Below are 15,722 nucleotides of genomic sequence, written 5' to 3'. Positions count from 1 at the left end.
ATTTATTGTCCGATTTGTTCTTGGACCAATTGTTTGTCTGCATCGGAAATGTCGACCAGGGCAAACTTCTTGGTATCAGTAATTTTCAATTCATCCAGAATGTCCACTACGTTTTTGTAGCGCGACGCTTCCATTGGTTTGATCATTACAGTCATCTTATCGTTTGATTTCACCTGTGGTGATACCAATACTTTACGAATTCCGCCTGCTGAATAATCAGACTCAACGATTTCTGGTTTGTCATCGGCTAAGCCGAAGTAGTAATATAACTCATCATCCTCCCCAAGAATGATTGTCATGGCGTTACTTGCCTTGAGTGCAATCTGCTCTTCTTCATTTTCAGGGTCCACAGGCATGTTAATTTCCATGGTCTGTGGCTTACTGAAAGTGGTGGTAAGCATGAAGAACGTTAACAGAAGGAAGGCAAGGTCAACCATGGGCGTCATGTCCAGGTGTACCGCGGCTTTCTTGGAACCTTTCTTTTTCCCGCCGGAGTCGTTTTCTTGTATTTCAGCCATATAGTATGTCTCCTTTCAAAAAATTAGTTCTGCGGCTTGCTTTCCATGTCGGTAACCAGGTTAAACCTGTTTATCTTCCTTTCCTGCAAAATATCGATCACACGCTGGATGGTACTGTAGTTTACGTCAACGTCGCCTTTGATGGCTATAACAACCTCGCGGTTTGTTAAACGTGTCTGGTGTACCCAGTCACCCAGTTGGTTGTTAACCGAATCGATCGGAATACCGGGCTGTTTTACACTCTTGCGCGCTTCCGGGTCCATAGCTAAGAAAGACTTGAGCTGGTTCATCGGTACGCCAAAGTTTGTAAGCAGCGAGAAGGTTTTCGTTTCCTCAGGGGTAAAGCTGACACCATACTTACCTGCCATCTTGGTTAGCAATGCTTCCTTTGTCTGCTGTCCGTCCACTCCGAAAAACACACGATCCTCTTTGCCGATGGATAATGTGATTACGTTGGTATCTGGAAGTTTGATCTCTGAAACAGAAGATGGCGTATCTACTATCACCGACTCCTCAGGAGCAAACTTTGTTGTGAGCATAAAGAAAGTAACCAGCAAGAAGGCAAGGTCCACCATTGGCGTCATGTCCAAGACAGGTTTTTTCCTTTTTACTTTTACTTTAGGCATTTTTTCTGGTTAAACGGTTAATTATACAGTTTGTGGTCTTACAGCTGGCGTCTCATGCTGAGAAGAGAACGTTGACACGATGCTGAAACCAGCTTCGTCGATGCTGTAAGTAAGTTCGTCAATCTTGCTTGTAAAGTAGTTGTAAGCAACGATAGCGATAGCAGAACCTGTAATACCAAGGGCTGTGTTGATTAGGGCCTCGGAGATACCGTTTGCCAGACCAACCGCATCCGGAGCACCACCTTGTGCAAGAGCGGCGAAGGCCTTGATCATACCAAGTACCGTACCGATCAGACCAACCAGTGTAGAGATAGAGGCGATAGTTGAGATAACTACCAGGTTCTTCTCAAGCATTGGCAGCTCCAGTGCTACAGACTCTTCGATTTCTTTCTGAATAGAGGCTACTTTCTCAGCTTTCAGCAGCTCAGGCTCGTTCTGCATTTCCTTGTACTTCAGCAGACCGGCTTTTACCACGTTGGCTACAGAACCTTTCTGTGCGTCGCAGGCAGCGATAGCGCCGTTGATGTCACGCTGGTTCAGTTTTGCAGAGATGTTACGTACGAAAGCAGCAACACTCTTAGTTCCTTTTGCTTTTCCGATAGTAAGCGCACGCTCAATAGCGAAAATAAGTACCATCAGGTTAAGGGCTAACAATACTGGTACTACCCAACCACCTTTATATACAATGCCGAGGTAGTTGCCTGGTAGTGGATGGTTTGCAGGGTCACCACCTTGGAAGTTGCTAGGGTTACCCAAAACAAACATGTAGATAAGCACAGATGCTATCAGGGCAACTGGAATTACAATGCTCGCAAATAGAGAGCCAACAGGGCTAGTCTTTTGCTCTACATTAGCATTCTTGCTCACTGTTGCAGTCTTTTTTTCCATTTTTTTAAAGTTTAAAGTTTAGCTGTTTGTGTTGTAATGTGTTGTAATAAAAGGGTTTGTGTAATTGTAAAATGTAATTCTTTTGGAATTAGTTCTTTGATGAATTCGCAATTTCAGCTTTTTCTTAAATTTTCAAACATTTCCAATACGAAAATTTTCAGGTTAAAGCCGCCCGCTGCCTCTTCAGCACCCTAATTTAAGGGATAATCTGTTAAAATACCTAATATCAGTTGCAACAATAACGTAAAAAACCAATTATTTGCCACGCTTGATGTATAAACACTGAAGTCTGTTTCTGTGTAGCCGCGCGTCGTTAGGGTTTATGATCTGCGACTATGAAATCGATTGCATTACCTGTGGGCGCTACGGCACTCCTGTACAGGCCAAACAAGGGGCAAAAGGCTTTTAAACATTTTAAAAGGACATTACGCCTGTGCCAAGATATCCTTTATTTGCTGATTTCTTTCTTTAAAAAGAAAAAGTGGGTTAAAAATAAGCAAATAAAAAATGCGATGCATGTATAGTTAACGCTTTTTTGCCTTGTTCCAGTAATAGTCCATTTCTTTTAAGGACATGTCCTGTAATTGCTTTCCGTCTTTTGCTGATTCTGTTTCCAGGTACTGGAACCTGTCTATGAACTTCAGGTTTGTCCGCTCCAGCGCCTCCTCCGGGTTGATGCCGGCAAAGCGGGCAAAGTTTATGAGCGAGAACAGCAGGTCTCCAAACTCGGCCGTTGCCTTTTGCTGGTCAATGGCAGCGGTGTCCGCTACATTAAACTCAGTCTCGAATTCATTCAGCTCCTCCTGCACTTTTTCCCACACCTGCGCCTTGTCGTCCCAATCGAACCCGGCGCCGCGGGCTTTCTCCTGTATGCGCATGGCTTTCACCAAGGCAGGCAGTGTACGTGGTACTCCTCCCAGCACTGATTTGTTGCCTTCCTTTAGTTTCAGCTTTTCCCAGTTCTGCTTTACCTCCTCCTCAGAGTCTGCCTTTGTATCGCCGTAAATATGCGGGTGCCGGAAAATGAGCTTTTCGCACTGCGCGTTCAAAACGTCAGCAATGTCGAATTCTCCTTTTTCAGCGGCTATCTTGGCGTAAAAGACAAGGTGCAGCATAATGTCGCCAATCTCCTTCTTAACCTCCTGCAACTCTCCTTTCATAATAGCGTCAGAAAGCTCGTAGGTTTCCTCAATGGTCAGGTGGCGCAGGCTCTCAATCGTCTGCTTACGGTCCCAGGGGCATTTCTCCCGTAACTCATCCATCACATCAAGCAGGCGGCTAAAGGCCTGCAACTGTTCTTCTCGCGTGTTTTTGCCGGGTTGTGAAGTAGTCATAAAGGCAAAGGTAAGAAATAATGAAATGCGAATTTAATAGCAAAGGCTGCCTGAATAGCTCTGTGGCCCTTATACTTGTCTTAAAGCCGGTGTGGCTGGCGTTTAAACACTGTTATAGGGGCGAAGGGGCAGTGGCTGAGAATCTTGCCTATTATTAACTTCTAAAAGTATAAGTTAATTACTACTTTTGCCAGAGCAATAATATACGACAAGTGGCTTTAATAAAATCGATTTCAGGAATACGTGGTACGATAGGCGGACAGGCGGGCGAAGGGCTGACACCTGTGGATGTGGTGAAGTTTGCCGCTGCTTTCGGTACCTGGGTGCTTCAAAACACCGATAAAAAGACAATCATTGTAGGCCGTGATGCCCGGCTTTCGGGGGACATGGTAAATAAACTGGTGTGCGCCACATTGCAGGGTCTGGGCATTGATGTGATCGATGTGGGCCTTTCTACCACGCCTACCGTGGAGATGGAGGTGCCTGCCAAGAAAGCCGGCGGCGGCATTATACTTACCGCCAGCCACAACCCCAAGCAATGGAATGCCCTGAAGCTGCTCAACCACAAAGGTGAGTTTATCTCCGATGAGGAAGGAAAGCTGGTGCTGGACATTGCCGAGCAGGAGGCCTTTGAGTTTGCGCAGGTAAACGACCTTGGCAAGTATAAGCAAAGCGAAACAGCGCTTAAAAAGCATATCAAGGCGATCCTGGATCTGCCGCTGGTGGATGTGGCCGCCATCAAGGCTAGAAACTTCAGCGTGGTGGTGGATGCCGTGAACTCAAGCGGCGGTTTTGCCGTGCCGATGCTGTTGGAAGCCCTGGGCGTGACAAAAATCGAGAAACTGAACTGCGAGCCGGACGGGCATTTTGCCCATAACCCGGAGCCACTGCCAGAGAACCTGCGCGAAATCTCGAAGATGATCGAGAAGGGCAAGTATGATCTGGGCATTGTAGTAGACCCGGACGTAGACCGCCTGGCGCTGGTGAATGAAGACGGCAGCATGTTTGGCGAGGAATACACCTTGGTGGCTGTGGCTGACTATGTGCTGAAGAACCAGGTAGGCAATACTGTTTCCAACCTTTCCTCTACCCGCGCCCTGCGTGATGTAACCGAGAAAGCCGGCGGTACTTATGCCGCTGCTGCCGTAGGTGAGGTAAACGTGGTGAACATGATGAAGGAGCAGAACGCTATTATCGGTGGTGAGGGCAACGGCGGTATTATCTACCCGGAACTGCACTACGGCCGTGATGCATTGGTAGGTATTGCTCTGTTCCTGACGCACCTGGCTAAAGCCGACATGAGTATGACGCGCCTGCGTGCCAGCTACCCTAACTACTACATCTCCAAAAATAAAATTGAGCTAACCCCAGAAGTGGATGTGGATGATGTGCTGCGCCAGATGAAGGAGCGTTATGCCAAGCAGCCGATCAACACGATTGACGGTGTAAAGATTGAGTTTGACAAGGAGTGGGTGCACCTGCGCAAGTCCAACACTGAGCCTATCATTCGCATTTATGCCGAAAGCGATAGCAATGCCACTGCTGAGCACCTGGCCCACAAGATCATTGCCGATATAAAAGAGATAATCTCTGAGAACGCCTAGGGAAATGTGTTGCTGCTGTTGTTATAAAAAAGAAAGTAACTAATGGAGGTTGCGCCATTGGCCAGGAGATGTTCCTGCCATTGGCGCAACTTTTTTTTATACTTCAATGGTTGAGTAAGAACTGATTAAGGAATAAAATCAAAAAATATGCGTGTTTACCTAGATAATGCTGCCACCACGCCCCTGGACAAAGAGGTGTTAGATGCGATGACTCCTTTCATGCTGGAGCATTTCGGCAATCCGTCTTCCATCCACTCGCATGGGCGTGAGGTACGGGCTGCCATTGAGAAGGCGCGAAAAACGGTAGCAGGCCTGCTGAACACATCGCCGGCTGAGGTTTTCTTTACCTCGGGTGGTACTGAGGCTGATAATGCGGCTTTGGTTTGCACTTGCCGCTCGCTGAACATCAAGCATGCGGTTACAAGCAAAATGGAACACCACGCCGTGTTGCACACCATGGAGCTGCTGGAGAAGCAGGAGGGGGTGCATGTAACGTATCTGCGGCACGATGGACAAGGTGTGCTGGACCTGGAGCACCTGGAGGAAGTATTGGCCAACCAGCCGCAAACGCTGGTGTCGATCATGCACGCCAACAACGAGATCGGTAACCTGAACGATGTGGAGGCGATAGGAGCGATCTGCAGGAAGTATAACGCGGTGTTCCATTCGGACACGGTGCAGACCATGGGCCATTATAAGCATGACCTGCAGCAGCTAAATGCTAATTTCATAGTTGGCTCAGCGCACAAATTTCACGGACCGAAAGGCGTAGGCTTCCTGTACTGCGATGCGGGGACGAAGATTCAGCCCTTGATTCAGGGTGGGGCGCAGGAGCGCAACATGCGTGGCGGCACAGAGAACGTCTATGGCATTATTGGCTTGGCCAAAGCACTGGAGATTGCCTACCGCGATATGGAAGATCATACCCGCCACATCCAAAACCTGAAGGACCGCATGATCCACCAGCTGCGCGAGCAAATGGAGGATGTGAGTTTCAACGGCCTTTCGGAGTTTGGTGATAAGAGCCTGTACACGGTGCTGAATGTGAATCTGCCTGCCTCTGATATCAACGAGATGCTGCTCTTTAGCCTGGACATCAGCAAGATTTCAGCCTCTGGTGGCAGCGCCTGCAGCAGTGGCGCCAACACAGGCTCGCATGTGCTGCGCGCGTTGGGCTGTGACCCTAGCCGCGGCTCAGTACGCTTCTCATTCAGCAAGTATAACACGGCCGAGGAAATAGATTACGCCGCCGCTACGCTTGCGAAAATGTACAAGAAGCAGTTGGCGTAAAAAATAGTAACACACTATATACAGCAAGTCAAAAGACGTTGTATTTTAGGACTCCCGACGGGGGTAAATTCTATACGCTTTGAAAGGCAGCATGCTGGTTCATGCTGCTTCATATCAAAGGCTCCGGCATAGCGCCGGGGCCTTTCTTTGTTCGAAATCAATTTTTAGCCAATAACAAAGTATGAAAAGTATAGCTGTGTTCTGTGGCGCCAATGCAGGCAACAAGGACGTGTACAGCCAGGCAGCCGCCAAACTGGGGCAGCTAATGGCCGCACAAAGTATAAAACTGGTGTTCGGGGGAGGCAAAGTAGGCCTGATGGGGACCATTGCCGATGCCATACTTGGAGCAGGCGGCGAGGCCGTAGGCGTAATTCCGCAGAGCCTGGTAGACCGCGAGGTAGCACACACTGGCCTGACAGAACTGCAGGTGGTGAAAACCATGCACGAGCGCAAGGCACTGATGGCAAGCCATTCAGATGCGTTCATCGCGATGCCCGGCGGCTTTGGCACCCTCGACGAAATAAACGAGATCATCACCTGGAATCAATTGGGCATCATCAAAAAGCCAGTAGCCTTTTACAACGTGAACGGCTACTTCGATAAGTTTATAGAGCTGATCGCGCACGGTGTGCAGGAAGGCTTCATCAAGCCTGAATATGCCGATAACCTGATAGTGGAAGCTGATGCCGGGGTGCTGCTGCAGAAACTGACCCGTTATGCCGCGGCTGTTTCAGAGGATTGGGTTGATTCTGAACGCATTTAACCCAATCCTAAAATAGATGAAACTTAACCTGAAACTAGGAGCAAAGTGGCTGGTGGTGCCGGTTCTGTTGCTCATGTTTGCCACCGAGGTGCGTGCGCAGGATGTGCTATCTGTCGGACCGATGCTGCACTTTAACTTTGGGGAGAAAAAGCCGAAAGTAAGCTGGGGCATAGAGGCTGCCGCTTGGTGGTACGAGAAAAGCAACTTCCCGGTGAGCACCAGCGTTGGCTTTGAGCGAAAGCAGGGCAACGCCATACTTTATGTGCAGGGGCAAACAGGTGTAGGCATTGCTGGTTTGGCTGCCGGGCCTTACCTTGAGTTACGCAAAGGTGACACAGCGGTGCTTGGCCTGCAGACCGACTACTGGGTAAACTATTTCCTGGGCCTGAACTACAGGGTAAGGTACAGCGGCGAAGGAAACCAGAAAGCATTCGGGCTGTACTTGAAGGCACCCATTATGCTGGGAGCGGATGAGGTTGAGGAAGACGATGATGATTTTGACTGGGATTGGGATTAGGTTATGCCCATCAGCCCATAATACAAAGAGCCGCCGGTACAGTTACCGGCGGCTCTTTGTATTATGGGCTTGGATCTTATTTAGTTCTTCAGAATCATCTGTTTCACGGCCTCTACCCAGGTGTCGTTAGAATTCAGGCTTTCTACCAGCTGCCATTTCTCGCCGCCCGCTTCCATAAACATCTCTTTAAACTCTTCACCTACCTCAATAGTCGTTTCTAAACAGTCGGCCACGAAGGCAGGACTAAAGGCTAATACCTTTTTGATGCCTTTCTCCGGGTATGTTTTCAGCACTTCATCGCTATAAGGCTTCAACCAAGGGTCTTTGCCCAACCGCGACTGGAAAGCAACAGAATACTGTTCCTCGCGCAAGCCAAGGGCTGCAGCCAATTGGCGGGAGGTCTCGAAGCAGGAGGCGCGGTAGCAGTACTTATTTCGCTTGTTATAGCTGTTGCAGCACGTGCCCAGTTTGCAGTAGCCGTGGTCGCTGCCTTTCAGGATGTGGCGCTCCGGTAAGCCGTGGTAGCTGAAAAGCACGTGGTCGTAATTATCCTCGGCCATATACCTGCGGCCAAGTTCCGCAAAAGATTCTATGAAGCCGGGATCGTTGCAGAAGTCGGAGATAAAGTTGATGCTCGGAATGATCCACCAGTCCTTGACAATCTCCATGATTTTGTCCTGGGCAGAGCCTGTGCTGGCGGAGGCGTACTGCGGGAACATCGGGAAAACAATGATGCGGTCCACGCTTTGCTCGCGCAGCTCTTCCAGTGCACTTTTTATACTTGGCTTTTGGTACCGCATGCCAAACGCAACATGGTAGCCGTCGCCCAAACTTGCCTGCAGCTTCTCCTTCAGGTCGATGCCGTGGTAGAGCAGGGGAGAGCCGCGCTCGGTCCAGAGCTGCTTGTAGATGACCGCTGATTTCGGTGCACGGAAAGGCGCAATAATGCCATTGATCAGGAAAAACCGGCCAACAGGATTTATATCGATTACGCGCTTATCCAGTAAAAACTCGCGCAGGTATTTTCTAACATCAGGCGTTTCAGGAGTGTCAGGCGTGCCGAGATTAACCAGCAGTACGCCAATTTTACCAGTGTTCTTTTTGCTCATGTACTGTCTAAATGCTTATCTGGTGCAAAGGTACAAAGTATAAAGCTTTCTTTTTGATGATAAATATCAATGCCTTATAGAGGCTTCAACGGTGAATAAAGCAGTAAGTGCGGGAAAAGTTTTGGAAGTTTTAATATGATAAGTTAAGATACGCGGCAGCTGCTTGTTGATAGTAAAGCTTGTAGTGATCTAACCACCCCCGACCCCTCCTTGTCTAAGGAGGGGAGTTATCAGTAGAAGTGGAACACCCCTATAGTCCCTTCAAGGGGAAAGTTCTTCCTGTTGCATGGCGAAAGTATTTGCTACTGAAACTGATTCCAGTCCTTGGGTGGGGGTAGGGGTAGGCCCGCAGCGGAGCGAGGAGAGGGCCCCTACCCCCAGGACTAGGCCTCGCAGCCGTGAGCGCTCCAAATTATAAAGCGAAGCATTAGGTTTTTGGGAGCCGGAGGATGAACGGCAGCCAGTAAGGTTAGCTTGGCTGAAGTAGCATGAACAGTAGCTAGGCAAGTATAAGTTGCTGAAAGCATTGGCCGTTGTAGGCATAAGCGGACGCTTGCGCCAGTCAAGGGTTGTAGAAGTATAAAGTATAGGAATCGGCAGCAGCTAACAAACCCATCCACCCTCATTCACAATAAATTACACATTCTGCCGCGGTCTCGTAAAAAAGAAGTAATTTTGCAACCTCAAATTTTAGCGTATGGCCGAGACTCCTCATAAAGCAGGTTTTGTAAGTATAGTGGGCAAGCCCAACGTGGGGAAATCCACGTTAATGAACGCCCTTGTGGGCGAGAGGCTCTCCATTATCACCTCGAAGGCACAGACGACCAGGCACCGTATCATGGGTATTCTGAACTCGGATGACTTCCAGATCGTTTACTCCGACACGCCCGGCATCATCAAGCCGCAGTATGCGCTGCATGAGTCGATGATGGGGTTTGTGCGCACCTCGCTGGAAGATGCCGACGTGATTATTTTCATGACGGATATCTACGAGAAGCACGACGAGGACGATGTGATCAAGCGCCTGCAGTATGCGCAGGTGCCGGTACTGGTGCTCATCAATAAGATAGACCAGGCCAAGGTAGAGGACGTGAAGGACAAGATGATCTACTGGCAGGAGAAGATGAACCCGACTGAGGTGTTCCCGATCTCTGCCCTGCATGGCACTAACCTGGAGCATCTGTTCGACCGTTTGCTGCATTACCTGCCCGAGCATCCGGCCTACTTTCCAAAAGACGAGCTGACTGATAAACCTGAGCGCTTTTTTGTGTCAGAGATTATCCGGGAGAAGATCCTGCTCAACTATAAAAAGGAGATTCCCTATAGCTGCGAGGTGGTGATAGAGGAGTTTAAGGAAGAGGAGGACATTATCCGCATCCGGGCCGAAATTAGCGTGGAGCGCAAAAGCCAAAAGGGCATTGTGATCGGCCATAAGGGCGAGATGCTGAAAAAAGTGGGCACGCAGGCCCGCGTAGACATGGAAGAGTTTTTCCAGAAGAAGATATTTCTTGATTTATATGTGCGCGTGAACGAGAATTGGCGGACAGACCAGAAGCTGCTGAAGCGCTTCGGTTACCGCGAAGAGTAGCGCACCATAAAGCTTCGGGGCATGGTGCTCCGGGGGCACTTTAACATTTTTATTTTAGTTCGATGTCATCAAACATCATTGCAATTGTAGGACGCCCAAACGTGGGCAAGTCCACCTTATTTAACCGCCTGATCGGGCAGCGCAAAGCCATCATGGACAACGTGAGTGGCGTAACGCGCGATCGTAGCTACGGCCACGGTCAGTGGATCGGCAAGTACTACACTGTGATTGACACAGGTGGCTACGTGCACGGCTCCGACGATATTTTTGAAGCTGAAATCAATCGCCAGGTAGAACTGGCCATGAACGAGGCCGACGTAATCCTGTTTATGGTGGATGTAGATGCCGGCCTTACCGGCCTGGACGAGGAGTTCGCTAACGTTTTGCGCCGCTCTAAGAAGCCTGTATTCATTGTAGCGAACAAAGCCGATACCAACGCCCGTGCACACCAGATGGGTGAGTTCTATGCTTTGGGAATAGGCGAGGAGATTTTCCCGGTGTCGTCGCAGAACGGCTCCGGTACCGGCGAACTGCTGGACGAAGTGGTGAAGCACTTTAAAGACGAAGGCGTGGAGGACCCGGATGCGGGTATTCCAAAGCTGGCTGTACTGGGCCGCCCGAACGTAGGTAAATCATCATTTGTGAACCTGCTGCTCGGTGAGGAGCGCAACATTGTAACCGACCAGGCAGGTACCACGCGTGATGCCATTCACTCGCGCTACAACGCGTTCGGCAAAGAGTTTATCATTGTAGACACAGCCGGACTCCGCCGCAAGAGCAAGGTGAGCGAGGACATTGAGTTTTACTCGGTGCTGCGCTCTGTGCGTGCCCTGGAAGACGCCGACGTGTGTATTGTAATGCTGGATGCCACCAGGGGAATTGAGGCGCAGGACGTGAACATCATCACGCTGGCCGAGAAGAACCGCAAGGGCATCGTTATACTTGTAAACAAGTGGGACCTGGTAGAGAAGGATACGCACAGCACCAAACAGTTTGAAGAGGAGATACTCGATCGTATCGCCCCGATTAAGTATGTGCCGGTTATCTTTACCTCTGTAATCACGAAGCAGCGTATTTTGAAGGCTGTGGAGAAGGCCATGGAGGTGTATGACAACAAGACCAAGAAGATACCAACCTCTAAGCTGAACGACCTGATTTTGCCGGACATCGAGCGCTACCCGCCGCCGGCCATCAAAGGAAAGTTTGTGAAGATAAAGTACATCACGCAGTTGCCGACGCACAACCCAACGTTTGCGTTCTTCTGTAACCTGCCTCAGTATATCAAGGAGCCGTACAGCCGTTACCTGGAGAACTGCATCCGCAGGCACTTTGACTTTGAAGGAGTTCCGATTAACCTCGTGTTCCGAAAGAAGTAATCAGCGCCGTTTTTAAGAGGGGCACGTATAAGCACTACGTCTCACTTTAAAGCAGCACGCGTCATGAAAAAGGTTTTTGGATTACTTTTCGTTGCCGGCCTTCTGGCCTCCTGCAACAATGCAACAGAGTCTACCACTGAGGTGGTGGATGAGGAAGAGGCAGGCGTGGTAGAGGATACCACCGTACTTGATGCGGATACCACCATCGCACCGCTTAATGCTTCGGACACGCTGCAGTAACCATTTACCGTACATTACCTGGCTTCGCGCCATATTTACCGGAAGGCACCCCAAAAGGGTGCCTTCCGGTAAATATAACAACCCAACTATACTTAGGTAAAGCCGTATTCCATTCTGGAACCAGCGGGGTCAATCTTTGCCTCTGGCACTTAAAAGAAAAATCTATGAGAAATATACTTTATGCCTTTGTCTTCATCGGGATACTGGGCTTTGCCGCCTGTGGGTCGGCAGAGGAGGGGCAGGTTGATGAAAATCAGGAGGAAATGGAAGACAGAGCTGAGGAGCGGACAGACGAGATGGAAGACGTAGCCGAGGAAACCGACACAACGGCTGTAATCCAGTAGAAACCAAGTATGGGCCAAGGGATAAAGCTTGAGAATGCCTGCGGGAGAAGCTCTGAGGTAACTAACAAAGTATAACCAATCAACTGAATAACATCTTAAAACTGAAAATTATGAAAAAGTCAATCTTTATAATGCTGGCGCTTGGTTGCTTTACCTTCGCCTCATGCGAGTCTACTGAAAGCAGGTCTGAGGAAGGCATGGAAGAGGTAGAAGAAGGAGCTGAAGAAGTTGGAGGCGAAGTAGAGGAAGGTGCCGAAGAAGTGGAAGAGGGCGTAGAGCGCGAGCAATAGTAAGCACTCCTGAAGCCTGAAAAACAGAAAGAGGTGCTGCCACGGCAGCACCTCTTTCTGTTTTTCAGGCTTAGCCGTTTCTGTAGAAAAAAGCAACTGGGCTTGCAGCAAAGTATAAACGAACAGGTCTTTCAGGCCTTAAACCCCGCGCAGTCAGTTTCGTTTAAGGAACGGAATTATCGGCAGAGAAATCAAAAAAATAGGCCCTACTGCTGAAGTTTAGAAATGATTTAAATGTATAAATACTATGAAAAAGATAATGTATATGCTGGCAGTAGCCGGAATTTTTTCGCTGGGTAGCTGCGCCTCTACAGAGAGTAAAGTAGAGAAGGGCGCCGAGGAAGTGGAAGATGTCGCAGAAGATGTTGGAGACGCTGCCGAGGACGCCGCTGAAGAGGTAAAAGAAGAAATAGACAGAAAATAAAAACAGAACCGCCTGCTTATACTAAGCAGGCGGTTCTGTTTACCAGCCACTCTGGCAGCACCGTAATAAGCCGTTGCTTTATGGCCCCAGCCGTTTCTGCAGCATGCTGTTTACCAGCTCAAACAGGCGCTTGGGCGTAAAAGTCCGCCAGTGGATATCATCTAAACTGCCGCCGTAGTTGATGTAGTAATCAATGTTGTAGTTCCGCATCTCGCTCAGCACAAAGTCCTGGAACCCGAGTGCGGCCACCCAGCCATCCTCCACATCCTCAAACCATTCCTCGTAATACGAATCGTCGGAGCCGTGGAAGTTGAACACGTTCTCGCCGATAAGTATAAAGTGATTGATACCCTCGCTGATCAGCGGATCGATGATGTTGCGTTTCAGCTGCATGATGTCGTTGTGCAGCGTGTCGTTCCACTCCCCGATAAGCTCAATCACCGCAAAGCGCAGGTCATAATCAGCATAAAGTATTTTCAGGAAAAGCGTCTCCGAGTCAATATCATCCCACTGTGGGTGTATGTAGTAGCCGTAGATGGTATGGGTATACTGCGACAGGCTGTTCTCGGCACCAAAGAGCGGCGAGCGCGGGTCTTCGGTGGCTGAGTACTTGTCGATCCAATTATAAAAAGGCTCTATGGTATGCATAAAAAAGTCTGAATAAAGGGCTATCGGGTGCGAGTTCTGTTTACTGCAAAGCGCCAAACGAAGTTAGGCAACAAGGGAAAGTTTTTGTTATCCCCAAAGATCACTTTTTCATAAAAAAATAATTTGAAAGGTAGCCTTTGGAAACAGTTTTGTAGTATAAGTTCTGAAGCAGTATGCTGAAGCACAAGTTACTGCCGTTATACAAAGGCATTTCGCTATGTGGTGTCAGCATCGGGCAGGCCATAAGCCAACAGCACACCTAATTTACCTGATATGATAACAACAGTTGATTTTGAACAAGACAACATCGTAGGCTTTAAACTGGAAGACCATTTGGCCGAGGCGAGCCTGAAAAAGCTGGTGCAGGAGATGGAGGAGAAGACAGCGAACCAGGAGAAGGTGCTTTTATACTTTGAGTTTATTAACTTCGGTGGCTGGGATACGGTACAGTCTTTTTTTGACACGCTGAAGCTGAAGTTCAACAGCTGGAACAAGATTGTGAAGTATGCCATCGTAACGGATAAAGACTGGGTGAAGAAACAGTCGCGGTTGGCCAACTTTCTGACACCGCATTTTGAGGTGAAAGCCTTTTGCGTGGATGACAGGACGGAAGCGGTTTCCTGGCTGCAGCAGCATGCCTCCGATGATCCCAAGCCTGGTATTGCCGTGCTGGAGGCAATGCCCCAACATGTGCTGGGGCTGGCCACAATCGGAAAGTTCACCCCGTCTGATTTCTATTCGATAAATTGCATGCTGGAGCAGCAGGTGCAGGATAACAAAGACTTGCGCCTGTACCTGGAGGTGCTGCACGAAGATGGCACCACGCCAGACGCCATGTGGCAGGATCTGAAGCAGGGCGTGCGCTATTACAGCAAGTTTAGCAAAGTAGCCCTCGCCGGGCACGAGGAGTGGCTCGAGAAGGCTGCTCGTCTGAGCGATGGTTTAACGCACAATATTAACATGAAGTTTTTTAACCTGGATGAACGCGACGCTGCGATTGACTGGCTTCGGTAAAAGCGTAACACCTGCAGCTCCTCCAGTAACAACGCCACCCATACCTATGCATCTCAACCCTTTGCGCTTTTGCATATCCATACTTGCCCTGCTACTGGTTTGCCTGCAGCAGCACGTCTTTGCCCAGGATGCCCCCGATTACACGAAGGTATATCATCCGGTAATAAACCAGGCAGAGCTTCACATTGTCACGAGCGACTATAAAGAGGCGCTACAGGCCTACGAGCAGGCTTTTGCGTCCGTGCCGTCTCCCTTCGCCCGCGACTATTACAATGCCGCTGTGAGCGCACTCGCGTTAAGAGACAGGAAACAAACGTTTAACTACCTGGAAAAGCTGGTGCAGAAAGGCGTAAGCCTCGACTATCTGCAACGCCAGACTGTGTTTGATTCGCTGCAGACCACGAGGCACTGGAGAAAGTTTGCCCGCAAGTATAAAAAGCGTCGCCGCAAGTATGAGGAGAACTTTAACCGGGAGTACCGTGCTGACCTGGACGAACTGTACGCGCGCGATCAATATTTCAGACAAGCTGAAGGAGGCTTGAGAGTATACCGCGACACCATCCGGCAAATTGAGAACGCCAATACGCTGCAACTGCTGAACTGGATAGAGGAGCGTGGCTATCCCAACGAGAACATAATAGGCCTGGCCGATACACTCGAACAACTGCCCCGCTTTTACATCACCGTTCAACGCCAAACTGCCACCCGGAAAGGCTACGATTTTACCGAAGTGCTTTTGAAGGCGGTGCAACAGGGCAACATCGCGCCGCAGCCTGTCGCTTATCTCCTGGACCAGCAGGCAGGGCGCAACAGGTACGGCTCCAGCGTTTACATGCGCGTGGACTGCACCGGCTGCAAGGACACAGATGAACTTGCAACCAAGGATTACCTGGTAAAGAAGATTACGCCTAAGGAGCAGGAGCGGATAAACGCGCGGCGGCAAAAGCTGGGGCTGGAGCCGCTGGAAGAATATAAGCGCAAGGTGCTGCACAACGTTACCGACCCAAGGTTTAAGCTAGGCTACAACTGGTCTGTGTCAACGTATGTGGTACCGAGTAAGGAGGCTGCCGAAATATTGTTGGAAAGGTTATCAGCTATTGAATAAGCTCATATGAACAGACAAAAAAATGGCCGGAGCGTTTAACTCCG

19 protein-coding genes are annotated in these 15,722 nt (G+C 49.4%); 13 read left to right on the top strand and 6 right to left on the bottom strand.

The annotated features are described in order from the left end of the window. Window positions 1–2: 2 nt before the first annotated feature. The 3 genes from A0W33_RS06430 to A0W33_RS06420 are packed head-to-tail and all read right to left on the bottom strand — an operon-like array spanning window position 3 to window position 2,032. Entirely contained in the window at window positions 3–518 is a 516-nt protein-coding gene (locus A0W33_RS06430) for an ExbD/TolR family protein (protein ID WP_068837388.1), read from the bottom strand. Window positions 519–541: 23 nt separating this feature from the next. Further along, window positions 542–1,144, bottom strand: coding sequence for an ExbD/TolR family protein (locus tag A0W33_RS06425; protein ID WP_068837387.1), 603 nt, complete (start codon window positions 1,142–1,144; stop codon window positions 542–544). Window positions 1,145–1,165: 21 nt separating this feature from the next. Continuing rightward, window positions 1,166–2,032: a MotA/TolQ/ExbB proton channel family protein gene (locus A0W33_RS06420; RefSeq protein ID WP_082815146.1), complete on the bottom strand. Its 867-nt coding sequence runs from the start codon at window positions 2,030–2,032 to the stop codon at window positions 1,166–1,168. Between the two features lie 335 nt (window positions 2,033–2,367). Here A0W33_RS06420 and A0W33_RS06415 point away from each other — a divergent pair, with 335 nt between their 5' ends. Then, window positions 2,368–2,556 carry a hypothetical protein gene (locus tag A0W33_RS06415; RefSeq protein WP_068837386.1) on the top strand — a complete coding sequence of 63 codons (189 nt, stop codon included), beginning with the start codon at window positions 2,368–2,370 and terminating at the stop codon, window positions 2,554–2,556. Here the strand turns inward: A0W33_RS06415 and mazG are convergent, their stop codons facing one another. Beyond that, the gene (gene mazG, locus A0W33_RS06410) at window positions 2,557–3,366 is read right to left on the bottom strand and encodes a nucleoside triphosphate pyrophosphohydrolase (RefSeq protein WP_068837385.1); all 810 of its coding nucleotides are present in this window, start codon (window positions 3,364–3,366) and stop codon (window positions 2,557–2,559) included. 212 nt (window positions 3,367–3,578) lie between these two features. Between mazG and glmM the strand changes: the two genes are divergently transcribed. The 4 genes from glmM (at window position 3,579) to A0W33_RS06390 (ending at window position 7,540) form a co-directional block, all read left to right on the top strand. Then, complete coding sequence (gene glmM, locus A0W33_RS06405; RefSeq protein ID WP_068837384.1) at window positions 3,579–4,970, top strand: phosphoglucosamine mutase; 1,392 nt, start codon at window positions 3,579–3,581, stop codon at window positions 4,968–4,970. Window positions 4,971–5,117: 147 nt separating this feature from the next. Then, window positions 5,118–6,260 (top strand): cysteine desulfurase family protein, encoded by a 1,143-nt coding sequence (locus A0W33_RS06400; protein ID WP_068837383.1) that lies wholly within the window; start codon window positions 5,118–5,120, stop codon window positions 6,258–6,260. Window positions 6,261–6,441: 181 nt separating this feature from the next. Further along, window positions 6,442–7,023, top strand: coding sequence for an LOG family protein (locus A0W33_RS06395; RefSeq protein WP_068837382.1), 582 nt, complete (start codon window positions 6,442–6,444; stop codon window positions 7,021–7,023). 16 nt (window positions 7,024–7,039) lie between these two features. Next, the gene (locus A0W33_RS06390) at window positions 7,040–7,540 is read left to right on the top strand and encodes a hypothetical protein (protein ID WP_068837381.1); all 501 of its coding nucleotides are present in this window, start codon (window positions 7,040–7,042) and stop codon (window positions 7,538–7,540) included. Window positions 7,541–7,620: 80 nt separating this feature from the next. Here the strand turns inward: A0W33_RS06390 and hemH are convergent, their stop codons facing one another. Beyond that, window positions 7,621–8,649 (bottom strand): ferrochelatase, encoded by a 1,029-nt coding sequence (gene hemH / locus A0W33_RS06385; RefSeq protein WP_068837380.1) that lies wholly within the window; start codon window positions 8,647–8,649, stop codon window positions 7,621–7,623. 697 nt (window positions 8,650–9,346) lie between these two features. On the opposite strand from hemH, the gene era reads away from it, so the two are divergent. The 6 genes from era (at window position 9,347) to A0W33_RS20845 (ending at window position 12,911) form a co-directional block, all read left to right on the top strand. Continuing rightward, the gene (era, locus tag A0W33_RS06380; protein ID WP_068837379.1) at window positions 9,347–10,237 is read left to right on the top strand and encodes a GTPase Era; all 891 of its coding nucleotides are present in this window, start codon (window positions 9,347–9,349) and stop codon (window positions 10,235–10,237) included. Between the two features lie 62 nt (window positions 10,238–10,299). Next, a complete protein-coding gene (gene der, locus A0W33_RS06375; RefSeq protein WP_068837378.1) occupies window positions 10,300–11,613 on the top strand; it encodes a ribosome biogenesis GTPase Der in 1,314 nt (437 codons plus the stop codon). 63 nt (window positions 11,614–11,676) lie between these two features. Further along, entirely contained in the window at window positions 11,677–11,853 is a 177-nt protein-coding gene (locus A0W33_RS21075; protein ID WP_172798095.1) for a hypothetical protein, read from the top strand. Between the two features lie 164 nt (window positions 11,854–12,017). After that, a complete protein-coding gene (locus A0W33_RS06370; RefSeq protein WP_068837377.1) occupies window positions 12,018–12,197 on the top strand; it encodes a hypothetical protein in 180 nt (59 codons plus the stop codon). A 110-nt stretch (window positions 12,198–12,307) separates the two neighbouring features. Further along, on the top strand, window positions 12,308–12,487 hold the full coding sequence (locus A0W33_RS06365; protein ID WP_068837376.1) for a hypothetical protein: 180 nt from the start codon (window positions 12,308–12,310) through the stop codon (window positions 12,485–12,487). A gap of 247 nt (window positions 12,488–12,734) precedes the next feature. Beyond that, window positions 12,735–12,911: a hypothetical protein gene (locus A0W33_RS20845; RefSeq protein ID WP_157577999.1), complete on the top strand. Its 177-nt coding sequence runs from the start codon at window positions 12,735–12,737 to the stop codon at window positions 12,909–12,911. A gap of 78 nt (window positions 12,912–12,989) precedes the next feature. Here A0W33_RS20845 and A0W33_RS06360 read toward each other — a convergent pair whose 3' ends face one another. Then, on the bottom strand, window positions 12,990–13,559 hold the full coding sequence (locus A0W33_RS06360) for a hypothetical protein (protein WP_068839972.1): 570 nt from the start codon (window positions 13,557–13,559) through the stop codon (window positions 12,990–12,992). 273 nt (window positions 13,560–13,832) lie between these two features. Between A0W33_RS06360 and A0W33_RS06355 the strand changes: the two genes are divergently transcribed. Together A0W33_RS06355 and A0W33_RS06350 are read left to right on the top strand one after the other, a co-directional pair. After that, complete coding sequence (locus A0W33_RS06355) at window positions 13,833–14,573, top strand: SpoIIAA family protein (protein WP_068837375.1); 741 nt, start codon at window positions 13,833–13,835, stop codon at window positions 14,571–14,573. 46 nt (window positions 14,574–14,619) lie between these two features. Then, window positions 14,620–15,678, top strand: coding sequence for a hypothetical protein (locus A0W33_RS06350; RefSeq protein WP_068837374.1), 1,059 nt, complete (start codon window positions 14,620–14,622; stop codon window positions 15,676–15,678). Window positions 15,679–15,722: the final 44 nt, after the last annotated feature.

Origin of the sequence: Pontibacter akesuensis, assembly GCF_001611675.1 — a bacterium.
GTDB lineage: Bacteria > Bacteroidota > Bacteroidia > Cytophagales > Hymenobacteraceae > Pontibacter > Pontibacter akesuensis.
This window is presented reverse-complemented; position numbering and strand designations above follow the sequence as displayed.